Source organism: Psychrobacter sanguinis, from assembly GCF_020736705.1.
GTDB classification, from domain to species: domain Bacteria; phylum Pseudomonadota; class Gammaproteobacteria; order Pseudomonadales; family Moraxellaceae; genus Psychrobacter; species Psychrobacter sanguinis.
Genome location: NZ_CP085992.1, coordinates 1 through 25,443, shown reverse-complemented (window position 1 = coordinate 25,443; position 25,443 = coordinate 1). Strand labels below are relative to the sequence as shown.

The window sequence follows — 25,443 nt, the reverse complement described above, 5'->3', positions numbered from 1 at the left end:
TAGTCAGGGGGACGCAACCATCACCCATTAAAATAAAATTTATCAGGTTTATGATTATTCTACCTTAAAGAGTAGCATGGATTATTGAATGATGCCTAGCGCCTTGCTATGCTAGGTTAACATTAATAAAAGGAGTTGTGATTATGTCAGGATCTATTTTTGATAATCAAGAAGCCAACGAGTTAAAAGAGCGTCAACGCTTAGAGGAGTTAAAGCGTAAAGCTAAGCTGCAGCAAGTGAAGCTTGATAAGCGGTTAAATAAACAAAAAATATTGATGGGCGCTTTTTTAGGACAGGTATTAGCAGGAGAGAGTGAGGATGAAAAATTTATTCAAAATTACTTTGCGACAAACTTTCCACAATTTTTAACCAGAAAGTCAGACAAAGAGTTGTTTGCAAGTATGGTGAAAAGCTTGGGGGGCGATATTGGCCTAGATGAAGAGGCAGTTAAAGCTAATGATCAGCCAGCTGAGCAGGAGCATGGACAACATAAGCAACCTGATGATACGGAATATACGGATAATGACATCCGTGAGTTATTCTCAGATCCGCAGGTTGATGCATTTCCTCCCCATGATGACGGTTATCGTGGATAATGTATTTTCAGAAGATGTCGGCTTTTGTTGAGAAGTTTAAAGGCGTGGGAGGGAGGGTTTAGTATTTATTCCTATACACTAAATGTTGCTCTCACCCTCCAAAGGTTAAAATTAGCATTGCACTTGATGTGTTAATATAAGATTAAATAAATGCTTAAAATCATTAAAAATAAGGCAGGAATATGAATAAGATAGTGCCAAAGGGAATTTTAGTCTTCAGTTCTGGCGTATTTTTAGCGAGTTGTGCAAATACAGCATCCTTGACTAAAATTAGCAGCCATACCGCGCAAATTAACCCAACATTGGCGTCCCCAGCTCCTGTACAGCAAAGCGCTACTATCCAAGCGTCTAATATTCAAACCCCCATTATTACGGTTGATTGGCAGAAGATAGAAGCCACAGCCGATCAACTGTATGAAGATGAGCCGTTAACCACCGATATATTTTTTCTCTTAAGCGAGTCAGAGTCTACCGCGGGTTCGGCAGCGGATTTTTATGCCAAAGAATTTAATGTGTCTATTGAAGAGGCGCAGCGTCGCTTGATATTGCAAGGAATCAGTGCACCCCTAATTGAGGCGGTCGCACTAGAATTAGGGGAGGCTATAGCAGGCATTTATTATGACAACAATAACCCCAATGAATACAGCGTAAATTTTATCACCTTAAAAACGGTCCAAGCCGAACCCTTAAAATATGTTTATCAATTTAAGCACAAAGATTACCAATATTACTCGTTCCCAATTTATATTAAGCCCAGTAGTGATGCCACGCAGCCACAGATACTGGCTTTACAAGAAAAGGCTAGCCCTGAGATATTTAGACGTTATCCGGATACTCAACTAATAGGCTATAGTCCAGCGAGTAATACCATTAACGTGAGTATCTACACCAAAACACCGGATGAAGCAGAGCGAAAACGCATTGAGGCTGAGCTAACTGAATTGGTTGGCCATCCCGTTAAAGTGGAATTCATTTCGGGTAGGATTACGACGATGTAGATAGAGGCTTATTTATATAAAGGTGGAAAAAATGGTGGCTACAGCACTAAAGCTGATAAAAGTAAGTTTTTAGTCACGCTATCCAATTTATTATCTGCGATTGAGTCTATGCCATAAATGTGCTGCATCTTATAGTTTATGGGAAGCTCGAAACATGCTTTATGGAAGTAGCCTGGTTCCCTAGTGAGGACTTGAATCTTTGGCTGTGAGCTAATGGTATTAAGGTTTCAACTTGCTGAGATAGCCACAGTGTACTTCATGATGTACTTACCATAGATATTCTATCTATGATCGGTGCGCTAGTGAGGACTTGAAGAGACCATCCCAGATTCTGTGTAACTGACGTTTAGATTAAATACTTACACAAAATTTAGGAAGGTCTCCCAGATTCTTATCAAAGACTTCATCATCTATTATTCGCCAAACGGCAACTTGCTGATGGTCTTTGGTGGTGACTAGATTTAAAGTTTGTTCAATCATTGCTTGAGGTCTCATATCCTTATGATGTTTATTTGCTTCAAACCCAGTTACTTTACACTTAGCGGTTTAATTAAGCTACTTACTCAACTTCAATATTCTAAAGGCGCCCTGAATAACTAAAGCAAATACGATGCTACCAATAATCAAATCAGGCGTACTAGAGTGTAACCAATTAACCAAAATCCCTGCAACAATTACCCCTAAATTGATAATCACATCGTTTGAAGTGAAAATCATACTGGCTTGCATATGGGCTTCTTCTTCTTTGCTTTTCGATTTTTGTAGTAAATAGAGGCAAATCAAGTTTGCAATTAGCGCAAGAATCGATATGACTATCATGGTAGAAAAGTCAGGTAACTGCTCATTGCCAAAGAAACGTCTTAGTACTTCTAAAAAACCAAGAATCGCTAGCGTAATTTGAAAATATCCGGCAATTCTAGCAATCCGTTTTTTCTTAATGACCGTTCCACCGACCGCAAATAAGCTAATTCCGTACACGAAGCTATCTGCTAACATATCTAAGCTGTCGGCGACCAACCCCATCGAACGAGAAATCAGTCCCGTGCTCATTTCAATAATAAAGAAAGCAAAGTTAATGACCAGCACTATCCATAGTAGCTTTCTTTGCTCAGCATCTTTTTTGTGACTAGAGTCAGCATCAATTTTAAAATTATTGTTGGGATCAGAGGGGTCAATGGTTTCGGTCGAGAGTAGGGTGTCTCCTAATTTTAGGTCATGAATAGCAGTCTCTATCCCTTCTATATTGTCATGATGAAACACAGTTAATTGACGGTTAGGAATGTCGAACTCAAGATGTTCAATATTCGAGTGGCCCTCTAATTTCATTCGGATTAGGTTTTCCTCCGAAGGGCAGTCCATCTTCGATATTTTAAAAGTTGTTTTATTCATAGTTACATTTATATCCGGGTGGTGGTTCAAAAAGTAGGCTGAAAAAAAACAGGCTGAGAAATTGATAAATAACCCCAGTTCGGGATAAGCGCTCAAAAAAAAGATAAAAAAAGAAGTCCGAAGTTGCTAAAGTGAGTTTACCATGACCAAGAAAGTAAGAACCTACAGTGACGAATTTAAAGCCGAGGCCGTCAAGAAGATATCAGACAATAATGGCAATATCTCAGCCACTGCAAAGCAGCTTGGCATTGCCATGCAAACGCTATCAAATTGGCATAACAAAGCCAATCAAGGCAAGCTTGTCGGCACAAAGCAATACGATCCTGATCTTATGAGTGCTCTTCAAGAAATAAGGCAGCTCAAGCGGCAGCTCAAAGTGGCTGAAGAGGAACGCGAAATACTAAATGAGGAGGGATAAAGCGAAGCACTGCTTCGCCCCGACGCAAGGGGAGAGCTATGCTCGAGTTGGCGACGGCGTACTTTGCGAGAAACAGCTAGTCAGGTACGCCTTTATCAAAGACAACCAGTTCCTCTTTCGCATCACCACTATGTGCCGTGTGTTAAGGGTTAAGCCATCAAGCTATTACGACTGGCTAAGTCGTGATCTCAGCGACCAACAGATACATTGCAACCAGTCTGAATTACTGGTTAAAGCGGCTCACAATGAAACGAAAGAACGTTATGGCGCAGATCGACTGCATGCTCATCTAAGCGAGCAAGGCCATAACATTAGCCTGTATATGGTAAGAAGCATCAAAGAGCAACACGGCATTAAATGTCGTCGTCATAAGCGCTTTAAAGTCACCACCGACTCCAATCACAACAAGCTGGTCTATCCAAACGTACTGGATCAGAAGTTTGATGCTAAGCGCCCTAACGAGTCGTGGGTCAGCGACATCACCTATATCTGGACGAATGAGGGTTGGCTGTACTTAGCAGGGGTCAAAGACTTATACACCAAAGAGCTTGTCGGTTACGCTATTAACAAGCGTATGACCGCAGATTTAGTTTGCAAAGCACTAAATATGGCCATCAAGAATAAACGTCCAAGCAAAGGGCTAATCGTTCATTCAGACAGAGGCAGTCAGTATTGCAGTCACGCCTACCACAAGACCATTAAGCAGCATCAATTTATAGGCTCAATGAGCGGCAAAGGCAACTGTTTCGATAACGCTCCGATAGAAAGCTTCTGGGGCACATTAAAGAATGAGCTGGTATATCATCAAGACTATAAAACAAGGTTCACAGCCATCAATGATATTATCAGTTATATCGAGCTGTACTACAATCAGACGAGGATTCAAAAGGGTTTGGGCTATCAATCGCCAAGACAGGTGTGGTTTGATTATTATCGTCAGGCTGCGTAATTAAAATCTCCCAAGTTTATGTATACGGATTTGACGGCAGGGGTCAATAGTTTAAAACTTTTATATTTACGTGCGTTAGGACGTTACCTAGAAAAAATAAAAAACTTACACTGATTAAATTATTATGATTAAGTTTACTATTACCCTCGTCTTCTAAGTGTGGTTAGACCTTTGCCAAAATAGCTTAGTAGTAATAACAAGGTTATTATTATCAAGATAGGATAATTTCCCATAAGCATAAAGGGCGTGTTACCAACCCGTGCCTGTATCTCACCACGTAGTACAGTACGCTCAAACTGCGGTGCGCGTTTTACAATACGACCTTTATGGTTAATGATAGCGGTAACACCAGTATTGGTCGCTCGAATAAACCAGCGCCCGTTCTCAAGCGCGCGCATTTGTACCATTTGCAAATGTTGCAATGGTCCTGCTGAAGTGCCAAACCAGGCATCGTTAGAGACGGTCAACAAAAATTCAGTATCGATGGCATTTTTACGCGTGGTATCTGGATAAGCTACCTCATAACAGATAGCCGTCCCTATATTGTGTCCACGCACCTTTAGAGGTGACTGCTGATCACTACCACGACTATAGTTCTTAATATCCTGACTACCGGCCAAACTTGGGAAAATATCGAGCACGCCTTCAAATGGAATATACTCTCCAAAAGGCACTAGACGCTGCTTCTTGTATAGGCCTTCCGCTTCTACACCTCGAGCAATCACGCTATTGTAAAATGGGGGATACTTATCCGTACTGGCATTGAATGCCGCTTTATCCTTATAAGGGATACCAGTTATCCATGTCGTATTGGTCGCATTAGCCATTTCTATCATTTCACTAATAAAGCCCGCAGCCTCATCCTGAAACATAGGAATAGATGATTCAGGCCACACCACAACATCACGTCCCCACTCAGTGCGTGTTAACTTCGCATAAATCTTTAGCGTTTCTACTTGATACTTAGTCAGCCACTTTATATCTTGTGAAATATTACCTTGAATCAATGACACTGACAGATCAGGTGTGCCCTTAGGTTTTGTCCATTGCGGATTGACCAGCCATAATGATGTGCTAATGGCTAATAACAGTACAGAAACGATGGCATAACTACTGCGCCGAAGCAGTAGCTCTACTAAACTTGCAGCCAATAGTATGGCAACAAAAGAGACGGAAAAAACACCAGCAACGGGTGCTAAGGACGATAACCAATACTCTTCAGTAAATGCATAACCAACAAACAGCCACGGAAAGCCTGTGAATAACCAAGTTTTTAACCATTCTTGTAGCACCCAAAGAGCAGCAAATGAAAAGGGTTGTTTGCCTACCATACGGTTAAAGACTAGTGCTAACAATCCATGAAATAGTCCCATACCGAGACCCATCAATGCAATCATAATCAATGCGAGCCACGTTGGTGTATCGCTATAATCATGGATAGCAGTATAGAGCCAAAAGCCGCCGACGCACCATAGCCCCATACCGTAAGCTTCACCGATAATAAAAGCGCGACGACCACTCATACTTGTCACCAACAGCGCATATAAAATCGCTGGTGATACTATTGCTAGCGGCCAAAACCCATAAGGCGCTAGCGAAAATAAAAAAATAGCTCCTGCAAGCCATGCTGCTACTAGCGTAAGCGATAGCGGTAATTGATTTAAGTGAGTACTCAAACGCTTTTGTAGATTAATAGTAGACAGGCGCATCGCAAATTATCCAAAATTATGAGCCTTGAATTTTTAATCAAAATCCAAAACTTAGATAGAGCCGTTAATACTACAGGCAGTATTTTAAAATAAAAACTGCTTATGATACCAGCCTGCACTGCTCAATGGATGAATTTATGTACTCCGTTTAATGGGTTATTATGCTACATTACCAAACGATATGAAGTGTTACTTGATCTTCTATAGCTCACAATACCTACAGTACATGAGAAAGCACTATGCCCCCCTTAAAAATAAAATCCAGTCTTATATGCAATCGTTATCTGTCTAAGGGGTTGCGTAGTACGTTATTATTACTGGCTGCCTCATCACTATTTGCTTGTAGCCAACCGAGTAGTGGCGTATCTGATGCAAGCACAACATCGGCATCAACTGAAGATGTTTTGGCTGTTCCAAAGACAGCTGAACCAAACGTTATAAATAATTCTATGATGACATCAGTAAGTAAACCAGACTTACTAAAAAACGTATCAGCCACTGTCTATAAAGATGCCAATTGCGGCTGCTGTAAAGAATGGATAAGTCATGCAGAAGATAATGGTCTAAGTGCAACCGCGCAAGATGTTGCGGACTTAGCCGTATTTAAAGAGCGCTACAGCGTTCCAAATGAAATGCGTTCTTGCCATACTGTAGTCACTACGGATGGTTACGTCTTTGAAGGTCATGTACCCGCTAAATATATGGCGCAGTTTTTAGAAAATCCGCCAGTACAAGCTATGGGTCTTGCCGTACCTGGCATGCCTATTGGTAGCCCAGGTATGGAGTATCAAAATAAATTCATGCCCTATCAGGTTATGCAGCTCAATAAAGACGGGACAACCCAAGTTTATGCTGATATTGAATCGGTAGATCATCAATTATAGTGTGTTAGCAGTTAAGAATACTTTGATTATAGTGTTAGCGTTAAAAGTAAATGAGGTAGGTATAAGACTGTTCTATTGCTTATAAAATGATTCTTCATCAAAAAATTCATTAGCTATTGCGACTTTAAAATTAAAAATAACTTTGAATTTGTAACTTTTGATGACAATGTAAGCGAATTTATCAGTTATTAACCCTTAAAATAGATAAATGACTAAGGGTTAATACAAGAATATACAGGATGTATAGAAACAATTACGTAATATTACATAAGCTAGTAGGGAATTAGCATCTATATTAATATTATAAATTATTATATTATCTTAATAATTAGTTAGACCCTATATAGGGTAATTACTTCATCCAATAGAAAAACGTCTGAGGGTTAAATCTAAATTATAGATTTAACCCTCAGACGTTTTTTTGCTTATAAAACAGTAGAAATTGTGGTCAATCTAGTCAGCTATATTCTGTACATGTTACACAAACTTACATTGTAAAATGTGGGATATTAGCAATTTTTTCGACATCAAAAAAGTATTTTTGGGGTTTTTAAGGGGAATGACAGGCTAAACAACCTATGCTAAAGTCGGCTTTGTGTTTTGGTCAGCAGCTTGATTTGTAACAGCTTCGTAAGACTTCAATGAGCTGTGATCGCCAATAATCATTTTTTATATGAATAATATGCAGCAGAAGTATCAGTCACTATGACATATATATACTTGAGTTATTGAGATTTAATTGACTGCGCTGTTGTTGATAACAGACGATTTTGAATTAACCGTAGGTATTAGATTTATGAAACAGGCTTTATTGATTTTGTCAGTACTGGGTATGGGCATAGCACAAACGAGTGGTGCTGCTATCACAATCTCTCAAACAAATAATACCATCACCAATACTTCTGTGGCATCAAACTACGGTTCATCAAAAAACATCTATAGCACCAAAAGTGGTGCTTATGTTTCTAATAATGATGAAATTAGTCAAGCAATTAGCAACCTAAGTGCGCAGGCCAAGCAAAAAGAGAATCAGCTTTCATCATTAAACAGCCGCTTATACGCTGAAAAACAACAGCAGCAAGTCAATAAGGTTCCTGACAGCAATTCAGCCCCCGCTATCGCTGCTGCTCGCGCCTCAAAAGTGGCTTTATCTGGCAGCTCTGGATATTGTGCCCGTTACGTACGTAAAGCACTACAATCAGCTGGTTATGAGTTCACTCCAAATCCTTCAGCCTATCAGTACGCTACTCGTGGCACACTTGAGAAAGCAGGTTTCAGCAAAATCAGCAATGATATGCCAACCCAAGTAGGTGATGTTATTGTCTATGATCGCTCATCAAAGCGTCCACATGGCCATATTCAAATTTTCGATGGTACAAATTGGATTTCTGACTTCCGTCAGAACAGCATCAGCCCATACAGTGGTGTCTATGCTTATACGACATGGCGCGATTCAAAATACGTGGATGACGCATCCGCATCAGATCGTAATATCTACCTTGCTATGAATGATAAATAAGACTTTCTAAGTCAGCACAACATAGTTGTTATTTCCTCCAACCCAGTAGGGCGTGTTGAACATTCACAAATAGTCTCTGTCAGTGCCATGGTTGAAGGTTCAACACGCCCTAGTGACTAGTGACTGTGCCCGATATGGTTATTCGCAGAGCTTTGCTGCTCTGATATGTCGCAGACCAATGCATCGCTATGGGCGCTGGTCTGCGGGTGTGACAAGCTTTCAACCTGAATGGTGGCGTGATGAATACCAAGCGCAAGCAACCCTTGCTCAAGATTGGCAATCAATACGCTGGCATCCGAGATTCTCATATCCCCATCGACCATCACATGGCAAGATAGCGCATTTAGCCCGCTGGTGATGCTCCAAATATGCAGGTCGTGGACTTGTTTTACTTGTGGATGGGCAAGCAGCTTGTCTTCCACATCTACCAGCGATATGCCTTCTGGCGTGCCCTCCATCAAGACATGTACCGAATCACGTACAACGCGGTAACCACTTACTAAGATAAGTACCGCGACGATCACCGACGCTGCGGCATCGGCCCAAACCCAGCCAAACCCCATCATCAGTAAAGCGGCGATGATCGCGGCGACAGAGCCCATCAAATCACTTAATACATGCAAGTAAGCGCTTTGCATATTGAGGTTGACAGGCTCTTTGGAATCATTGCTTTTATTTGCTTTTTCTTTATTTACTTTGTCTGCATTTGCTCCATGGCTGTGGGTGTGTCCATCGCTGCCGCTACTACCACGATGCATCAGCCAAGCGACCAAGATATTAACCAGCATACCGATGGTGGCGACGATTAGCATACCTTGGGTAGCAATCTCAGGCGGTGAGTTAAGGCGTTTGATCGCTTCATAAAAAATCATCAAGGCGATAATTACTAGCGTCGCACCATTGACGGTGGCCACGATAATCTCAAAGCGTTTATAGCCAAAGGTCTTTTGATGGGTGGCGGCTTTTTCGCCGATTTTAAATGCCATCAACGTCGCACCAAGGGCGATGGCGTCGCTGAGCATGTGTCCTGCATCAGAGAGTAACGCCAAGCTGCCTGTCAGTAAGCCACCAATCGCCTCGATAAACATATAGCCTGTGATGATCACAAAGCTAATCAGTAACGTACGCTGATAGCCTTTGGTATCTCTTGGTGCGGTGTTTTGCTCTAGGTTAGTGTCATGATCATGAGCGTCTTGATTGCCAGCAGTATAGTTACTATCGTTGTTTTTATAGACATCAATAGGCTCACTTGGAGGCAAATGCTTATTTTGCTTATGACTGGCATCTTCTTGACTCATAACGTTACTCAAATTTATTAAGACTTATGGTAAATAACTTCAAGGATTAAGGATTAATGATAAATCTAACATAGTCGAGTATTAGAAGCTGTAACGACGAGGTAAAAATGCAGCCAGTAAGCTATAGTCGATTCACTGCAAAAATGACATCGTGCTACTGGTATAAATTTTCCTTGCATGCTGTTATTACAGAGGCTGCGCAACATTCATTCCAGTAGCACTCTTCAATTTATCACCATGTTATTTTGAACTGACTAGGGCGTGTTGAACATTCATAATTTGAGCCAGATATAAGCACAAGCAAGAGCGACCGTATTTTCATAACTTTGCTTGAGCTTATCAAACCTGGTGGCAACCGCCCTATACTGTTTTAGTTTGGCGAAAGCATTTTCTACTAGATGCCTCGCTTTATATAAGTCCCAGTCCATATGGTCGTTAGAAGACTGAGTATTTCGTTTTCGAGGGATGTTATCCCGTGTCCCTGCTTGTTCAATATGCGCTCGTAGTGCATCAGAATCATAGCCTTTATCGGCACATAAAACCTCTGTGTTGCTCAAATTAACTTTGTCTACTAAGTCAGGTGCGACTTTAACATCGTGGGTCGTGCCATCTGACAAGATAAAGGTAATCGGATTGCCATGCGTATCTACTGCCAAGTGAATCTTGGTCGCGCGTCCTGCCACACTTTTACTAATGGATTGTAGGTTCTCATTGCCACCACTGCTGTGCTGATGCGCTTTAATATGAGTACCATCAATGAAGACCCACTCAAGGTCTGCGTCTTTGATTAATAAAGCAAACAGCGTAATCAGCTTATTACTACGAAACCAGCGCTGGTAAGCTTTATAGATGGTATTGGGCTTGCCAAAACACTCGGGTAAGTCGCACCAAGGACAGCCAACACGCATGCGATAAAGCACGCCTTCAACCGTTTGTCTAAGATTTCCTTTGTCATAGATATTAAGTTCTAGTAATATAGGTTTCAGTCTTGTCCAGTGTTCATCTTTGAGCATAGTGCGAGGCATAGCGAACGATATCTTTTTTGTGTGAGAACTTAAAGATTAACCGTTCGCTATTTTTTTTGCCATTAATTTATACCCAATGTTCAACACGCCCTAGTGATCTTAATATCATTGCTGGGTTTTTTTGTGCTTAACATCAGGGCGTATTTAACCTTTCATGATTTGATCCGTCAGAAATGAACACTACTGATATCATTACTCATGACAGGAGTTATCGACAAGCGCGTTTAAAATGCCACATGATGACGCTGGTGCACTACTTGCACATTTCTGGCGCAAAACGGTCAAGTGATGCTTTAAGTGCATCAGTTCTTCCATTCGTATTTCCACAGCATGAATGTGCTCATCTAGCAAGTTATTCACATCGCCGCAGTCCTTGTCAGGCGACTCCCAGTATTCAAGTAAGATTCGCACATCATCTAAAGCCATATCGAGCGTACGGCAATGTAGGATAAATTGTAGACGCTCAATGTGCTCTTCATTATATAAACGATAATTCCCTTCGCTACGAAAAGGCTCGGGTAATAAACGCTCTTTTTCATAATAGCGAATGGTTTCTACTGTGGCACCTGTGCGTTTAGCGAGCTCACCAATTTTGATTGTCATAACAACCTCTATGATTTAAATAATTAAAGTGGCTGTAAAGACTAGCGCTAGAGAAATTAAAATTACGAAACTGTAGATAAATAACCTTGACTCTAAAGCCACTATAGGGTTCATAATATCATTATTCAAAGGGTAAATTATTATGAAATATCATATTGAAGGTATGGACTGTGCCAGTTGCATCGGCAAGATTGAAACAGCTTTGAAACGTATGCCTGGGGTTTCTGATGTTCAGCTGAATTTCGCTACAGAAACGCTAGAGCTAAATTTAGCCCCTGGTGCGCCGACTCAGGCTAGTGATATCGAAAAAACAATCAAAAGCCTAGGGTTCGGCATCTCTGCCAATACTGGTCAACAAACTGTATCGGCTATTGATATTGACAGCGACAATCAGATGGCTCCGCAGGATAAGCAATGGTGGCAAACTCAAAAAGGCAAACAGGTTGTTGGCCTCGGTATTTTGATGGGCAGCGGTTATGCACTGTCACTACTGTTGCCCGCTTATGGGATATGGGTGTTTGCCATCGCTGTGATTGTAGGCGTTTTTCCATTTGCGCGCAAAGCCTTAGCACTGGCTAAAACAGGTTCATTCTTTTCAATTGAAACGCTGATGTCCGTCGCCGTGCTTGGCGCACTTATCATTGGTGAAGCTGAAGAGGCCGCAGCGGTTGTCTTTTTGTTCTCAATCGGTGAACTGTTTGAGAGTATCGCTGCTGATCGCGCTCGCGCTGGCATCAGAGCCTTATCATCGCTGGTTCCGAAAAGTGCAATTTTACTTGATGCTCAAGGTGGGCAGCGTAACGTTCCAGCGACTTCATTACAAGTGAATGACCTTGTGCTGGTGCGTCCTGGAGATAGGGTATCTGCTGATGGTTCCATTGTTCAAGGTGCGTCCAGCCTTGATGATTCGCCCGTGACGGGAGAGTCTGTTCCTGTTGCCAAGACGATGGGTGACAATGTATTTGCAGGGTCAATTAACATCGATGGTGTGCTCCAAGTGCGCGTAGAAAAGACAGCCGCCGATAACACCATTTCGCGCATTATTGAGCTGGTAGAGCAAGCCCAAGCCTCCAAAGCACCCACTGCCCGTTTTATTGAGAAATTCAGTCGCTATTACACACCGGCAGTGATGGCTATTGCCGCACTAATTATTATCATTCCACCGTTAGCCATGGGTGGAGATTGGTCGACTTGGTTGTATCGCGGTCTAGCACTGTTGCTGATTGCCTGTCCCTGTGCTCTTGTACTATCAACACCCGCTGCCATCGCCTCTGGTCTTGCTGTTGGTGCGCGCCGTGGCTTGCTGATCAAAGGCGGTAGTGCTTTAGAAACTATCGGCCAAGTGAAGACGGTCGCTTTTGACAAGACAGGCACTTTAACTGAAGGCAAACCACGCGTGACCGATGTTGTTGCCTTTACACAAGAGGACTCAAGTATTCAAGGTCAGAATTCTCAAGGTCAAGATGAGATATTGGCACTTTTTGCCAGTGTGGAGACTGGTTCTAGTCACCCGCTTGCTGAAGCCATTGTTAGTCATGCTGAAGCTGCTAAAGTGTTCATACCTGTGGCCTTCAATGCTTCTGCAACTGCCGGTAAAGCGGTACACGCAACTGTCGCGGAGCGCGCGCTAGCTATCGGTTCGCCTGTTTACGCAGCCGATGAGGCATTGATTTCATCCACACAACAGGCGCAAATTGAGGCGCTGCAAAATGAGGGTAAGACCGTCTCTGTTCTTTTCGATGAGCAAAACCGTGAAGTGCTTGGATTAATCGCGCTAAGAGACGAATTACGAGACGACGCTCATGAAGGTGTGGCTCAGCTCAAAGCGATGGGTGTGCGCTCCGTCATGCTAACAGGCGACAACCGCTTAACCGCTCAAGCACTTGCCAGTAATTTAGACGTGGAATGGGAAGCTGAGCTGTTGCCTGAGGACAAACTGCGCCTGCTTAACGAGATGAAGAACAACCGCAAAATAGCGATGGTTGGTGATGGTATTAACGATGCGCCAGCGCTAGCAACTGCCGATGTTGGCATCGCGATGGGTGGTGGTACCGATGTGGCCATTGAGACGGCCGATATCGCATTATTAAAAAGTCGTGTTACGGACATGGCTCATCTCATCGCACTTTCACGTGCCACCATGCGCAACATTCATCAGAACGTCATTTTCGCTTTAGGTCTCAAAGGCGTCTTTCTGATCACGACCATATTCGGCATTACTGGACTATGGATTGCGGTTCTAGCTGATGCTGGAGCAACAGTGATCGTTACTCTTAATGCGTTACGTTTACTGCGCTTTAAAGGCGCGCCTCCACTGGTAAATCCGCCTAAAGTAGTTAAATAAAACCCTTCGAAATCAATTAAAAACTAGAGATAGCAGCAGATTTCGGGGTGGGTTCTAATAATAAAAATTCCACCGCCACAGTAAACTGCAACCGCATTAGAGTAAACAAGGTTAGACCGTATGTTAATCACAGAATTGGGTTATTTTGCCTTGCTGGCCGCCTTTATATTGGCGATTTTGCAGGTGGTATTACCAACCGTTGGCGTCATGCGCGATCACGTTGCTTGGCAGCGTCTCGCGCCCAGTCTCGCGTGGGCACAGTTTGCTGCCATGATTTTTTCATTTGTTGCATTGATGGCAGGCTTTTATTTCAATGACTTTAGTCTCGTCTATGTCACGCAGCACTCTAATACTTTGTTGCCTTGGTACTATAAACTCTCGGCGACATGGGGCGGACACGAAGGCTCGCTCTTGTTGTGGATGACCATCATGGCCACGTGGTGCGCGCTGGTCTCCTATTTTAGCCGTGGCTTACCGTTGTCGATGCGCGCGCGGGTACTCGTGATATTGGCCGGTGTGCAGGTCATGATGCTAGCGATGCTGATTTTTACCTCGTCGCCATTTGATCGTACCTTGCCCAATCTGCCCGTAGATGGGGTAGATCTCAACCCACTTTTGCAGGATTTTGGGCTGATCGTTCACCCACCGATGCTGTATATGGGTTATGTGGGCTTAGCGGTGCCATTTGCTTTTTGTATGGCGGCATTGTGGGAAGGGCGTTTGGATGCTGCTTGGACACGCTGGTCACGTCCATGGGCGCTCGCGGCTTGGGGATTTTTGACCATTGGTATTGCACTGGGCTCGTGGTGGGCCTACTACGAGCTTGGCTGGGGCGGTTGGTGGTTTTGGGATCCGGTAGAGAATGCCTCGTTTATGCCTTGGCTTGTCGGCTTAGCATTGCTGCATTCATTAGCAGTCACTGAAAAGCGCGGGGTGTTTAAAGCATGGACCATCATGCTGGCTATTTTCGCCTTTGCCTTAAGCTTGCTTGGCACGTTCCTGGTACGCTCTGGAGTCCTTACCTCAGTGCATTCGTTTGCCGCTGATCCGACGCGTGGTTTGGTTATCTTAGCTATTCTTGGCATCATCGTCGGTGGTGGTTTGCTGATGTTTGCGCTGCGTGGCTGGCGTTTGACGATTGAAAGTCAGTATCAACTGGTTTCGCGTGAGTCATTTTTAGTCATTAACAACGTCATCATTTTGATTGCAACGTTAGTGGTATTGCTTGGTACCCTCTATCCTATCATTGCCGACGCCTTTAGCTTGGGTCAGGTATCGGTAGGTCCTCCGTACTTTAATGCGCTATTTGTGCCTTTAACATGGCTATTGCTGGTTGCCATGGGTATGGGCTCCAATATCCGCTGGAAACAAGATAAGCGTCCATTGTTAGGCGTTGGTATGGTCATTGCGGCGAGCAGTCTAGTATTAGCTGCAGTCATCACTTACTTTGTCAGTCCATCTGCCATGCTTAATATTGGTGTAACACTAGCAGTAAGTTTTTGGGTACTGTTCTGGATGGTGGTTGATTTCAAAGACAAAACCAAAAATGCACCAAGCTTTTTGCAAGGCTTAAATAAGCTGCGTTTAAGCTACTGGGGTCAGCAAACGGCACATATTGGTGTGATTGTAGCGGTCATCGGTGTTGCCTTTACCAGTACCTTGAGTATCGAGCGCGATGTGGCATTGAGTGTTGGCGAAACGGTCCATGTCCAAGGTTACGACTTCACCGTTAAAGGCTTCCGCGAAGTCAAAGGCAGTAACTATGATGCGACCCAAGCTGAGGTCGAAGTGAGTAAAGATAGCCGTGCTGTGACTACGTTATACCCTGAAAAACGCAATTACATTATTAGCATGATGCCAATGACCGAAGCAGCGATTGATGACAGTCTGATGCGTGATGTGTACGTCGCACTTGGTGAACCTATAGCTGAAGGCAGTAATAAATGGGCCGTACGTATTTATGTGAAGCCATTGATTCGTTGGATATGGCTCGGCGCTATTATTATGGCATTGGGTGGTCTGCTGAGTATGCTTGATAGGCGCTATCGTCTCAAAACATCCAAGACCCCTGCACAAATTGCAGCGAGTAAGTCAGGCTTTACGACGGTTACTGATTTAGATGTTAAAAGCACTACTAATAACACGACACTAATAGGGGAGAAGCAAAATGACTAAGTCTAATCATTTTTCCGAGCAACCCCCTGAAACAAAAGGTAATCGAACAATGAAAAAAAGCCAATTTAGAATATGGTTTTTGATCCCGCTGATCATCTTTGCTGCTGTTATGGTTATGCTTTATTTTCGTTTGGGGCAGCCGACTGAAATCGTAACCAATACCGCGCTTGAACGCCCAGTACCAGCGTTTGAGCTGCCATTGTTGTCCGATACCAGTCGGATCATGACCAATGACAACTTACCTGATGAGCCCTTTTTGATGAATATTTGGGGCTCTTGGTGCCCAACTTGCGTTATTGAGCATCCTTTTTTGATGCAACTAGAAGAGCGTGGTGTCAATCTGGTTGGCGTGAATTATAAAGACGATATCGGTGATGCGCTCAGCTATCTCAACCGAGGCGGTGATCCCTTTTCGATGTCTATTCAGGATTTGTCCGGCCAGTTTGCCTTGGACTTAGGGTTGACGGGTGCGCCTGAGACTTTCACTGTCGATGGTGAAGGCGTTATTCGCCAGCACATTGTTGGTGAGATTAACGAGAGTAACTGGCAAGATCGTATTGAGCCTTGCTTAACGGTACTCAATGATGCCAATGATAATAACGTCAGTCCAGATGCGATTCAGGTTGAAGAGGTGTGCAAATGATAGCCCTTTCAATAAAGGCCGTTACGATAAAAGTAGCGAGCTTAATACTTGCCTGTCTCCTAAGTGTGACCAGCTATGCGGCGATTGACGTCTATGATTTTGATTCTGTCCAACAAGAAGCACAATACCGAGGATTGATCGAAGAGTTTCGTTGCCCGAAATGCCAAAACCAAAACTTGGCAGGTTCTGATGCGCCGATTGCCCAAGACTTAAAGCAAAAAGTCTATGATTTGATTAAAGACGGACGTAGTGATGCGGAAATCCGGGATTATATGCAGGATCGTTATGGCGACTTTATCAGCTACAAGCCGCCTATGCGACCATCGACATGGATCCTATGGTTTTTTCCACCATTATTATTGCTCGTCTTAATTGTTGGTTGGTTTTGGCAAAGTAAACGCCGCCAAGTTGTCGCCCGTGGCCAAAACGGCGTTACAGTGAACAGTACTGCTGCCTTGACCTCTGCGGAAAAGGCTGAGCTTGATCGTCTATTATCGCAAGCTGAGAATGTCGACCACGATATTACTAGCATAGAGGACAAAAAATGACTCTATTTTCTACTTTTGGCTTATTTGTAGCTCTAAGCTTGCTGATTGCTCTTATATTTGCGCTAATTGCTATTATGCCATGGCTACGAGCACCGCGTTTGCAGTCCAAACCAATAGACAATCAACTGCTAGATATTAATGTTGCAGTATTTCGCGAACGTTTAGCTGAGCTACAAACAGATAAAGACAGCGGTACTATTAATAATAGCCATTATCAAAATCAAAAGCTGGAACTGGAGCGTCAGCTATTGGATGCCCAGCGTGAAGTCACGCCGATGGTCACCCCTGGTATCAAAAGCCGCTTGATCCTCATGGTTTGGGTGCCTGTATTGGCTGCGCTGGCGTATCTGATGGTGGGTGACCGAACGCCTGTGTTTGATCTGTGGACGGCCGAAGACAAAGTAGGACAAGTGGCTGATGACCTATTGACTGGCAAAATCGATCAGCCACCTGTATGGGCAATCGAAAACGGCCAGCAGCTTATCAGCGCGATGCAGACCAACGTTTATCGTCATGCCGATGATCCTGATCGCTGGATGCGTTTGTCAGAGCTGTTTTCATCGCTTGAAGCTACCGACTCAGCGATTGAAGCTTTGTCACGCGCTTACCGTCTGTCACCAGACAATGAAGAGATTGCGACCACTTATGCGCAGATTAGCTTTTTTGCCAATAAAGGTCAGCTTGATGCCAGTAGCCGCCGTGTATTACAAGATGTCCTTGCCAAAAATCCACAGCATGAAGGTGCGCAGATGCTAATGGCAATGGGTGAGGCACGTGGTAGTAACTTTGCAGAAGCGCAAGGTTGGATTAAACGCTTACAAGGCAGCATTGTGGCCAAACCAGGTGATCATACTAAAGCTTTAGCAAGCTTAGATGAGTTAAGCAACTACGTTAGCATGCAAGAAAAGCAAGCGCTAGAAGGTATTGACGTGACAGTGAAAATTAACGCTAATTTATTACCGTTAGTGAAAGCTGATGATGTGTTGTTTGTAGCGATACGTGATGTGAAAGGGGGCCCTCCGTTTGCCGCCAAACGTTTACCCATTAGTATTATCAAGCAAGGTGAGGCTAGTATCCGCTTAAGCAATCTTGATGCGATGATGCCAGATCGCACGTTAAATTCAGCTCGTAGTGACAAAACTCAGTTAGCAGTCGTTGCTCGTATTAGTCATAGCGGTAATGCCATAGCAGAATCAGGCGACTTATCGGGTAATCCTATAATGATTAGCGTTGAACAGACTCAGGTTAATGTTGAAATCAATCAACAGATTCCCTAATAAAAAATTATTACCGTAAGTTTCATAATACCAGAGCGGTAAGTGGAGCCGTTTATGAAAGTGGTGCGATTAATAATCGTATACCAAAAACATATACGTTTAACATTGTTCATTGTATAAACATAGATAAAGGAAACAACTATGACTGAATCTACCGACAGATTAGATAGTACTAAATTGAATAGCGTTGAATCGGCTAGTACTAATATTGCTGACAAGAAGGTACCTATAGCTGTGAGTAGTACTCATCAATCGATTGACTCTAAAACCATAAATCATACGCCTAAAGCTATGTACGTGACTTCAGGCAACTCAATAACACCTAAAGATAAGTTGGACAAAATGCCAAAAATGGTTGCCAATGGCAGTCGCGCTTTTATCTGGTATTTGTTGGCGATAATGGTATTAATACTTGATCAATGGACTAAGTGGTTGGCCCAAACCACATTAGCGTTCAATGACCCCGTACCGGTCATTGAACCATTTCTCAACTGGACACTCGCTTATAACTATGGGGCAGCATTTAGCTTTTTAGCCAACGCTGGCGGTTGGCAGAAATGGTTTTTCTCAGGCTTAGCTTTTGTAATGGCTATCTTTTTAACGGTTTATTTAATCAAAGCGCCACGTGCAGCCAAGCTATTATCTATGGGGTTGGCCTTAATGCTTGGTGGTGCGATTGGCAACTTAATCGATCGTTTAAGAATTGGTAAAGTGGTTGACTTTATCCATGTGCATTATGCTGATGTCTGGAATTATCCTATTTTCAATGTTGCAGATATAGGTGTCTGTGTCGGTGTCGCATTGATTATAATTGACATGATATTTTTAGAAAGTAAGCGTAATAAATAAGCACATTGATGCCGATTATCACAAACAAAATGAACTAGCGTCGTATTCACTCTATACGGAAAAATACTTTTTATACTTGAGTATGTTTATAAAATGTGAACTGGAAGATAATGTATGACTGGTATAGGTACTCACTCATTTTAGGTCTTAAAACTCAATACTTAAAAGCTCTGCGTAGAGCCATTATTATAGAGACATTGAATAATCCATAAATTCTTTATTGATCATAACAAAAGGAAAATACAGTGTCACAGGCTCAGCCAACTATTGAAAAAATTCACAGCCTTAGAAAAAAACAAGAGACAGCGTTAAAAAGTCTTACCCTTATAGGCTATCTAGAAGGCACCTCTTTCTTATTATTGCTCTTCATCGCCATGCCACTAAAATATATGATGGACATTCCAGAAGGTGTGAAATACATCGGTATGGCACACGGTATGTTGTTTATTACCTATATCATAATACTTATAGGCTCAGCTATCAAAATGAAAATGCCTCTTTGGGCAATACCTGCGGGCGTACTCGGCTCACTCTTACCTTTTGGCCCATTTATATTCGATCATTTACTAAAAAAGAACTTGCAGGAAAATGTAAGTAAAGAAGCCTAGAACAAGCTCTGCTACAAATGCCACAAACGTATCTTATTACTCAAGATTATTTTTCCTAACTAAATCACAAGCCGCCATCACTCATCATGGCGACAAATGAATAACATTGAGCAGAAATTAATCACAATAAAACTTTAATTCAGACCCAGTATGAATAGCCTCACACTCCAGTTACTTTTCGAACTTATCTTACATACTATCGACAAACCCGTCTTGTTTAAAAGCTAAACAGGTTTTGTCATTCGCGATGGCTTTCCTGTTATCGTAGGGTATACCCTAGCGGAACCACCTAAAAACGCCTTATAAAATATTAATAGACCACCTAAAATAGACCGTTATAATAAAACCACTTATAACAGACTATTTTAGGTGTTTGCGTTTATTAAACCCTCAAACTGTCACTTCACGAAGTACTATCCTCCCATATCTGCAACAAATCACAGGCCTCTCAAGTAAAGGGTATCCTGAAAATATACACTCTAAGTCAAACGTGTAATAATGTTCAATGATTGAACGCTCAAAAAAAGCAATTTAGCAGGGAGTGACACTTGAAATTAACAGTTACGGACGCGGCTAAACAGTGGGGTATTACTAGGAACACCATTTATAACAACATCAATAATGGTAAGCTTTCTAGAGACTCTAACAAGATGATTGATACTGCTGAAATGTTTAGAGCATTTGGAGAGCCTAAGCAAACTAAACGTGTAGATTCAGTCAGTGGTATACAGGGTTTGTCGTCAAGCATGACACCTGAAAGCACAGCTGAATTACAGCATCAATTAGAGCTAGAACAGTTAAAAAACAAGCACTTAGAAGAGTCGCTGCAAAAACAAGAATTAGTCAATAAGGATTACCGACAACAAGTTACGCATTATCAACGCCAGATTGAGCTATTAAATGACAATCTGAGCAAAGCTAATATGAGTATACAGGAGCTTGTACAAAGCAGGTTGATTGGTATGGATCCTCATAAACCAACAGAAGATGAACAACAGTCAGGCAACACAGACGATAATGTAACTAAGGCTGAAACGGTCCATCCTGCTCAGGAAGTAAATACTACTGAACCAATAACTCAAAAAGTAAAAAAGTGGCGCTGGTGGTAACTATTGGGCCTATTTAAGAGCATGCCGTGGAGGGCCAGTAGAAGTGCTATTATTTTAATTAATAGGCTATTAACCTATTAATTAAAATAATAGCAACAAAAAGCATTAGGTAAAGATAAACAACATCTACTTTATTAACAGCTAAATGATATACAATGTAATGCTAACAACGTTACATAAGGTTATTGCTATGAGTCAAAGTAATTTTAATATGCGCCTTGATGACGATTTAAAGGCAAGTGCTTACTCCGTTATTGAGCAATATGGGTTAACACCAACTCAAGCGGTGCGTATGTTTTTAAATGAGATTGCGCATACCAAAACCATACCCCTATCTCTTAATTGGGCAAGTTGCATCCCTAATGCTGAAACAGCTAAAGCAATTATTGAAGGCCGTGAAGACTACGAAACAGGTAAGCTTACTGGCTACCATGCAGATGAGTTAACTGATGTGTTGGTAGAAAGTGAGAATGGCTAGAAAAGTATATCCCACTAAACAGCTTAAAAGAGATGCTAAAAAACACCATCTTGAACTCTTAACACCTGCATGGGCGGAAGTACTTAATTGTTTAGTCAAAGACCAACCCTTGCCAGAAAAGTATAAAGATCATGCTCTGACGGGCAATTGGTCGAGTTGTCGAGATTGCCATATCAAGCCTGATTTAGTGTTGATCTATGAAATCCGAGGCAATGACGTGCTATTGCATAGATTAGGTAGCCATAGCGAACTTTTTTAGACTAGGACCTACAGTTACTGGATTACCATTTTTTTTGCTTCTTCAGTTAATAATAGGCTAATAGCCTATTATTAAATTAACTTCATTTTAAGCCGCCTACGCCAGGGTGAAGCAAGTTCAGAATCTAGGCGCTTGCTCATCATCCAAATATTCTTGCACAGGACGCTTAGTAAAGCGCTCAGGATCTTTTTTAACCCATTCAACCATGTGACTAATCCAAGCGCCACTTGATTGGTTAGCGGGGTTCTGAGCTGCTATTAGGCCGTTATAATCTGCCATAAATTTCTTACTATGCACTGCTCTTGCCAGTTGCTTATCAGTATAATTGGTGAACATATTAATAGTGTCTGGGTCACGGGCAGGCGTTACGTTTTTCGGCTGCCCTTTTTCTGTGAATTTCAGCTCCAAATGCGTATATTTGCGTCCAGTTTTTTTTAGTTCGTAAGATACTTTATATATTGTCTTTTCGTTTATTTCGTTGACTGCCATATCTATGACACGTCTGCGTAAGTCTTTCGTATTTTCGTATTTATCTAATAATCGAAACTCTCTTCTTAATTCATCTAGTTGTTTATATACTTTTCCTGATGATTTCCATTGCATCATCAGCAAAAATATACGCAAGCTATAGACACTATCGGTAAGCTTTGCAAGTTCGAATAGGTCTATTTGAGTATAGTTATTTTTCAACTGAAACAAGAACGGCACGACATCAGGATGCATAATCACACGAGCCATTAGATTTTCGTCAGATTTCATTACAAATGGCAGAGTATCAATTAGATTATGCAATCGAAGCTGTTCTATAAACTCATCATCATGTCTGCTGTCAGGGTATCGCTCTTTAAGCTTTCTAAATATTTCGGTTTTGAAAAATAACAAGTTATATACCCAGCCTGTCACCTTATCACCAAAAGGGGTAGGTATTACAATCTCTCTGCTTCGTAAGTTGCTACAAGCAGTGCGTAAATCACGAGCGACATTTTTCGCATTAAAACCAATAGATAACGCATCATCTTTAGTAATGTATATGGGTGCTAGAGCATCAAAATCAGCAGCGTCAGCGCTTTGCGGTAGTTTGCTTGCCGCCAATACAATCAATTTCATTTCGTGCAAACCTGACTGATGAGCTGCTTTCAACAAATCATTTGACATTTTGGGGTATCTGTTCGGCTTATCTAAAATCGCATTGCTTTCCATCTCTACTGCTCCGTTTACAATTAGGACTTCTATTTTATACAAGTCCCATTTGTGCGTCAATACGTCCCATTTGTGCGTCAATACGTCCCATTTAAGCTAAGAATGTGCGTCAATACGTCCCATTTAGTTCCAGCAACCCCTTGTATAACCTACATTTGCGTGGGGTCTAAAATAAGTCTTTTAAAAATAATTATAAAATAAGGGTAAACCCTGTTTTTGCCTGTGGATAACTCAAACGAACGAAAATAAAAGGAACTTAAAAGAGACTTATTGTTTTAAAATAAAAAAACAACAAGAAAAACCCTCAAATAACCAAAGGTTATGATGATTATCTGGATCTAAAATTCACTCATATTTCTCTTAGCCAAAGGTGTTTTATCGACTAAACCCTCTTGAAGGCCTATGAGATCGTTGTAAATCATTATTAAATGCACGTAAACCGTCCTCTATAGCTTTATTTTGTTCATCTGGTAACTGACTACCATAAATATTTTTAAACACCTCTACGGTCGAATTTAGAGCGTTTATATAACTCTCTCGCTGACCACTAGGCAGTTTGGCCACATCAGAGTAGGCATGCTTGAATTGAAGGCAGGTTCTATTTAGCGTATCTGATCTATGAGATTTAGCTAATTCTCTGGCCTCTATGGTTTGTTTGTCATCAGAAATAAACTGATCTAACCCTCGAATGTAGTCAAATGATGAAATGATATCTCGGGTCATACTACCCACCTCTCCGGCGCTACCGCCTAATTTAGGAATAATGCTTTGGTTGAAATCGGCTCTTTTTTGGTCAATATCTTCTTTAAATTCAAACCACGCCGTTAAACGCTCGTTATACTGCTCACGCTCCTGCTTAGGATGATTAACCAGGTGGATAAGGTCCTTGTTGTTGGTAATAAAGCGCTCATCAATCTTGTTTTTAACCGCTATCAAATTGTCTCTAAAATCCTTACTTTGAAGATTAAGTGATGTCACAAAGTCTTTAATCACCTCAATTTGTCTATAGTCATATTTATCAGGGTAATCATTAGGGTCCTCATTCCAGCCAGATCTCAAACAATTATCGGGTTGGGTGGCCGTGAGTAATTTATGAGCAAGTATTAGCTTAAGCTGTTCAGCACGTTCAGATCTTCTCTTATCTTCATAAGTTGCTCTTCTAGTTTCTCTATCAATTCGTCCTTGCTGCTGATCAAGTCGAGCAGCTCTTGCTCGTCGCGCTTTGTCATCGAACGGGGTTGGGGCAGGTCTTGCTCGCTTTGTAGCGTCTTGATGGATGCTCTGAGCGATTGATTCGCTGTCTGCAGCTCTTTTTGAGTTTGCAGTAACCCAGCGTTTTGAGAGATCAATTCTTTGTTGTGCTTTATGGTTTGCTTTGTCTGCGTCATCAATTCTATTTGGTAAGTTTTCGCATCGCTTAGCTGCCCAAGCAGTGCCTGATTTTGCGTCCTCAATGCATCGTTTTGTGCTATCAGCTCGTCGTTCTGTGTCTGCAATGAGTCCAGATAATCTCTCATTTTGACCAGTTGCCCAAGCAAGTCCGTCTCGATATTGTTTAATTCGTCGCTCATCTTCTCTCCTTTGCTCTAACACGGCGTGATTGCGTGCTCGAATCTTACGGTTAGTTTCTCCCTTTTCGGTAGCAATACCTCGGCGCTCCATGGCAGTTGCCTCAACCCCCATCTTAATGGTGGGCTGTTGATCAAGTCCTTGGTCCTTATAACTACGCTCATCCATAAGCGGTAAATTACGCTGTTTAAGTCTTTGATTGGCAGTGTCCACCCAAAGCTTACGAATACGCTTAATCTCCTCCCTTGAGGAGGGGAGGTCATTTTGTTTACGCTTTTTATTAGACCACTCAAAAGGGATTTTAAATTTAGGGTCAAATGCCAACTTACCATCCGGCTCAATCACTGGCGCGCGCGTCGTCACCATAATATGGGCATGAAAATTACGCGGGTCAGGGTTTTTCTCCCCTTCACGTAGCCGCTTAGAGCTGGGCTTAGCATTAGGATCAAAGGGCAGCTTCATCACAGGGCGATGCAGACACACATCGGCAATCACATTCATGTCATCACACAGCTTTTGTGCAAACTCTAGAGCAAGCGCATGACGCTCATCTTCAGGTAGCTCATAAGGCAAATTAATCAACCACTCACGCGCCACACGGCTATCAGATCTTGCCTCAAATGCTTCAGCAGTATTCCAAAGTATCTCGCGATCAATTTTGACATACCCTTTTTTTAACGAAGCAGGCATCACAATATCACTGCTCATTACCCCATCCTTTTTAGAGTAATCATGAACCTTGCCATACTTAGAATCCTCTAAAACATCACCAGCGCGATATGCGGCACAGGCCACAGCGGACTGTCCTGCTTTTCGAGAAATTGCTTTAGTCGCAATATGCACCATAGTCATAATAGCTGGCCTTAGGTTAAAGGTTTTTGCACACCACATCTTTTCGTGGTGTGCGGGGTTTGGGGTGTCCCCAACGAAGGGCGATTCAGTTTTTAATGTAGTAACGTAGTGGATAAATTAAAAACTGAGTCGTTACTTCGCCCT

Annotated in this window: 22 protein-coding genes and 1 pseudogene; 15 read left to right on the top strand and 8 right to left on the bottom strand. The window is 42.3% G+C overall.

All coding sequences use genetic code 11. The annotated features are described in order from the left end of the window. Positions 1-143: 143 nt before the first annotated feature. Together LK453_RS14150 and LK453_RS14145 are read left to right on the top strand one after the other, a co-directional pair. Entirely contained in the window at positions 144-596 is a 453-nt protein-coding gene (locus tag LK453_RS14150) for a hypothetical protein (protein ID WP_201542127.1), read from the top strand. 182 nt (positions 597-778) lie between these two features. Beyond that, positions 779-1,594, top strand: a complete 816-nt coding sequence (locus tag LK453_RS14145) for a hypothetical protein (protein ID WP_077449304.1) — start codon at positions 779-781, stop codon at positions 1,592-1,594. 351 nt (positions 1,595-1,945) lie between these two features. Here LK453_RS14145 and LK453_RS14140 read toward each other — a convergent pair whose 3' ends face one another. Both LK453_RS14140 and LK453_RS14135 read right to left on the bottom strand, forming a co-directional pair. Further along, positions 1,946-2,089: a hypothetical protein gene (locus tag LK453_RS14140; protein ID WP_178377961.1), complete on the bottom strand. Its 144-nt coding sequence runs from the start codon at positions 2,087-2,089 to the stop codon at positions 1,946-1,948. Between the two features lie 60 nt (positions 2,090-2,149). Further along, positions 2,150-2,983: a cation transporter gene (locus LK453_RS14135; RefSeq protein WP_058023794.1), complete on the bottom strand. Its 834-nt coding sequence runs from the start codon at positions 2,981-2,983 to the stop codon at positions 2,150-2,152. A gap of 142 nt (positions 2,984-3,125) precedes the next feature. On the opposite strand from LK453_RS14135, the pseudogene LK453_RS14130 reads away from it, so the two are divergent. Then, positions 3,126-4,350, top strand: a pseudogene (locus tag LK453_RS14130) (IS3 family transposase). A gap of 140 nt (positions 4,351-4,490) precedes the next feature. Here LK453_RS14130 and lnt read toward each other — a convergent pair. Further along, complete coding sequence (lnt, locus tag LK453_RS14125) at positions 4,491-6,059, bottom strand: apolipoprotein N-acyltransferase (RefSeq protein WP_077449698.1); 1,569 nt, start codon at positions 6,057-6,059, stop codon at positions 4,491-4,493. Between the two features lie 239 nt (positions 6,060-6,298). Here lnt and LK453_RS14120 point away from each other — a divergent pair, with 239 nt between their 5' ends. Beyond that, positions 6,299-6,943 carry a DUF411 domain-containing protein gene (locus LK453_RS14120; RefSeq protein ID WP_227954083.1) on the top strand — a complete coding sequence of 215 codons (645 nt, stop codon included), beginning with the start codon at positions 6,299-6,301 and terminating at the stop codon, positions 6,941-6,943. A gap of 796 nt (positions 6,944-7,739) precedes the next feature. After that, positions 7,740-8,462: a CHAP domain-containing protein gene (locus tag LK453_RS14115; protein WP_068405068.1), complete on the top strand. Its 723-nt coding sequence runs from the start codon at positions 7,740-7,742 to the stop codon at positions 8,460-8,462. A gap of 116 nt (positions 8,463-8,578) precedes the next feature. Here LK453_RS14115 and LK453_RS14110 read toward each other — a convergent pair whose 3' ends face one another. The 3 genes from LK453_RS14110 to cadR all read right to left on the bottom strand — a co-directional run bounded on the left by LK453_RS14110 (position 8,579) and on the right by cadR (position 11,388). After that, the gene (locus LK453_RS14110) at positions 8,579-9,760 is read right to left on the bottom strand and encodes a cation diffusion facilitator family transporter (protein WP_227674480.1); all 1,182 of its coding nucleotides are present in this window, start codon (positions 9,758-9,760) and stop codon (positions 8,579-8,581) included. Positions 9,761-10,032: 272 nt separating this feature from the next. Further along, positions 10,033-10,785, bottom strand: a complete 753-nt coding sequence (locus LK453_RS14105; RefSeq protein WP_201542175.1) for an IS5 family transposase — start codon at positions 10,783-10,785, stop codon at positions 10,033-10,035. A gap of 192 nt (positions 10,786-10,977) precedes the next feature. After that, positions 10,978-11,388, bottom strand: a complete 411-nt coding sequence (cadR, locus tag LK453_RS14100; protein WP_007394845.1) for a Cd(II)/Pb(II)-responsive transcriptional regulator — start codon at positions 11,386-11,388, stop codon at positions 10,978-10,980. A gap of 142 nt (positions 11,389-11,530) precedes the next feature. Between cadR and LK453_RS14095 the strand changes: the two genes are divergently transcribed. The 10 genes from LK453_RS14095 (at position 11,531) to LK453_RS14050 (ending at position 21,678) form a co-directional block, all read left to right on the top strand. After that, positions 11,531-13,732 (top strand): heavy metal translocating P-type ATPase, encoded by a 2,202-nt coding sequence (locus tag LK453_RS14095; protein WP_007394844.1) that lies wholly within the window; start codon positions 11,531-11,533, stop codon positions 13,730-13,732. 120 nt (positions 13,733-13,852) lie between these two features. Continuing rightward, positions 13,853-15,907 (top strand): heme lyase CcmF/NrfE family subunit, encoded by a 2,055-nt coding sequence (locus LK453_RS14090; protein ID WP_201542173.1) that lies wholly within the window; start codon positions 13,853-13,855, stop codon positions 15,905-15,907. After that, positions 15,900-16,550 (top strand): DsbE family thiol:disulfide interchange protein, encoded by a 651-nt coding sequence (locus LK453_RS14085; protein ID WP_105244428.1) that lies wholly within the window; start codon positions 15,900-15,902, stop codon positions 16,548-16,550. Before LK453_RS14090 ends, LK453_RS14085 begins: the two co-directional genes overlap by 8 nt. Beyond that, positions 16,547-17,098 (top strand): cytochrome c-type biogenesis protein, encoded by a 552-nt coding sequence (locus tag LK453_RS14080; protein WP_201538662.1) that lies wholly within the window; start codon positions 16,547-16,549, stop codon positions 17,096-17,098. The genes LK453_RS14085 and LK453_RS14080 overlap by 4 nt, the downstream gene beginning before the upstream one ends. Beyond that, the gene (gene ccmI / locus LK453_RS14075) at positions 17,095-18,375 is read left to right on the top strand and encodes a c-type cytochrome biogenesis protein CcmI (RefSeq protein WP_201542171.1); all 1,281 of its coding nucleotides are present in this window, start codon (positions 17,095-17,097) and stop codon (positions 18,373-18,375) included. Before LK453_RS14080 ends, ccmI begins: the two co-directional genes overlap by 4 nt. A gap of 141 nt (positions 18,376-18,516) precedes the next feature. Then, the gene (lspA, locus tag LK453_RS14070) at positions 18,517-19,224 is read left to right on the top strand and encodes a signal peptidase II (RefSeq protein ID WP_007394842.1); all 708 of its coding nucleotides are present in this window, start codon (positions 18,517-18,519) and stop codon (positions 19,222-19,224) included. A 275-nt stretch (positions 19,225-19,499) separates the two neighbouring features. After that, positions 19,500-19,832 (top strand): DUF3817 domain-containing protein, encoded by a 333-nt coding sequence (locus LK453_RS14065; RefSeq protein WP_131603940.1) that lies wholly within the window; start codon positions 19,500-19,502, stop codon positions 19,830-19,832. A gap of 548 nt (positions 19,833-20,380) precedes the next feature. Next, the gene (locus LK453_RS14060; RefSeq protein WP_077452019.1) at positions 20,381-20,941 is read left to right on the top strand and encodes a plasmid replication DNA-binding protein; all 561 of its coding nucleotides are present in this window, start codon (positions 20,381-20,383) and stop codon (positions 20,939-20,941) included. Between the two features lie 190 nt (positions 20,942-21,131). Further along, positions 21,132-21,419: a type II toxin-antitoxin system RelB/DinJ family antitoxin gene (locus LK453_RS14055; RefSeq protein ID WP_077449299.1), complete on the top strand. Its 288-nt coding sequence runs from the start codon at positions 21,132-21,134 to the stop codon at positions 21,417-21,419. Continuing rightward, positions 21,412-21,678, top strand: a complete 267-nt coding sequence (locus LK453_RS14050) for a type II toxin-antitoxin system YafQ family toxin (protein ID WP_028859970.1) — start codon at positions 21,412-21,414, stop codon at positions 21,676-21,678. Before LK453_RS14055 ends, LK453_RS14050 begins: the two co-directional genes overlap by 8 nt. Before the next feature lie 117 nt (positions 21,679-21,795). Here LK453_RS14050 and LK453_RS14045 read toward each other — a convergent pair whose 3' ends face one another. Both LK453_RS14045 and LK453_RS14040 read right to left on the bottom strand, forming a co-directional pair. Beyond that, positions 21,796-22,833, bottom strand: coding sequence for a replication initiation protein (locus LK453_RS14045; RefSeq protein ID WP_227954085.1), 1,038 nt, complete (start codon positions 22,831-22,833; stop codon positions 21,796-21,798). Between the two features lie 420 nt (positions 22,834-23,253). Further along, the gene (locus LK453_RS14040; protein ID WP_227954084.1) at positions 23,254-25,299 is read right to left on the bottom strand and encodes a MobA/MobL family protein; all 2,046 of its coding nucleotides are present in this window, start codon (positions 25,297-25,299) and stop codon (positions 23,254-23,256) included. Positions 25,300-25,443: the final 144 nt, after the last annotated feature.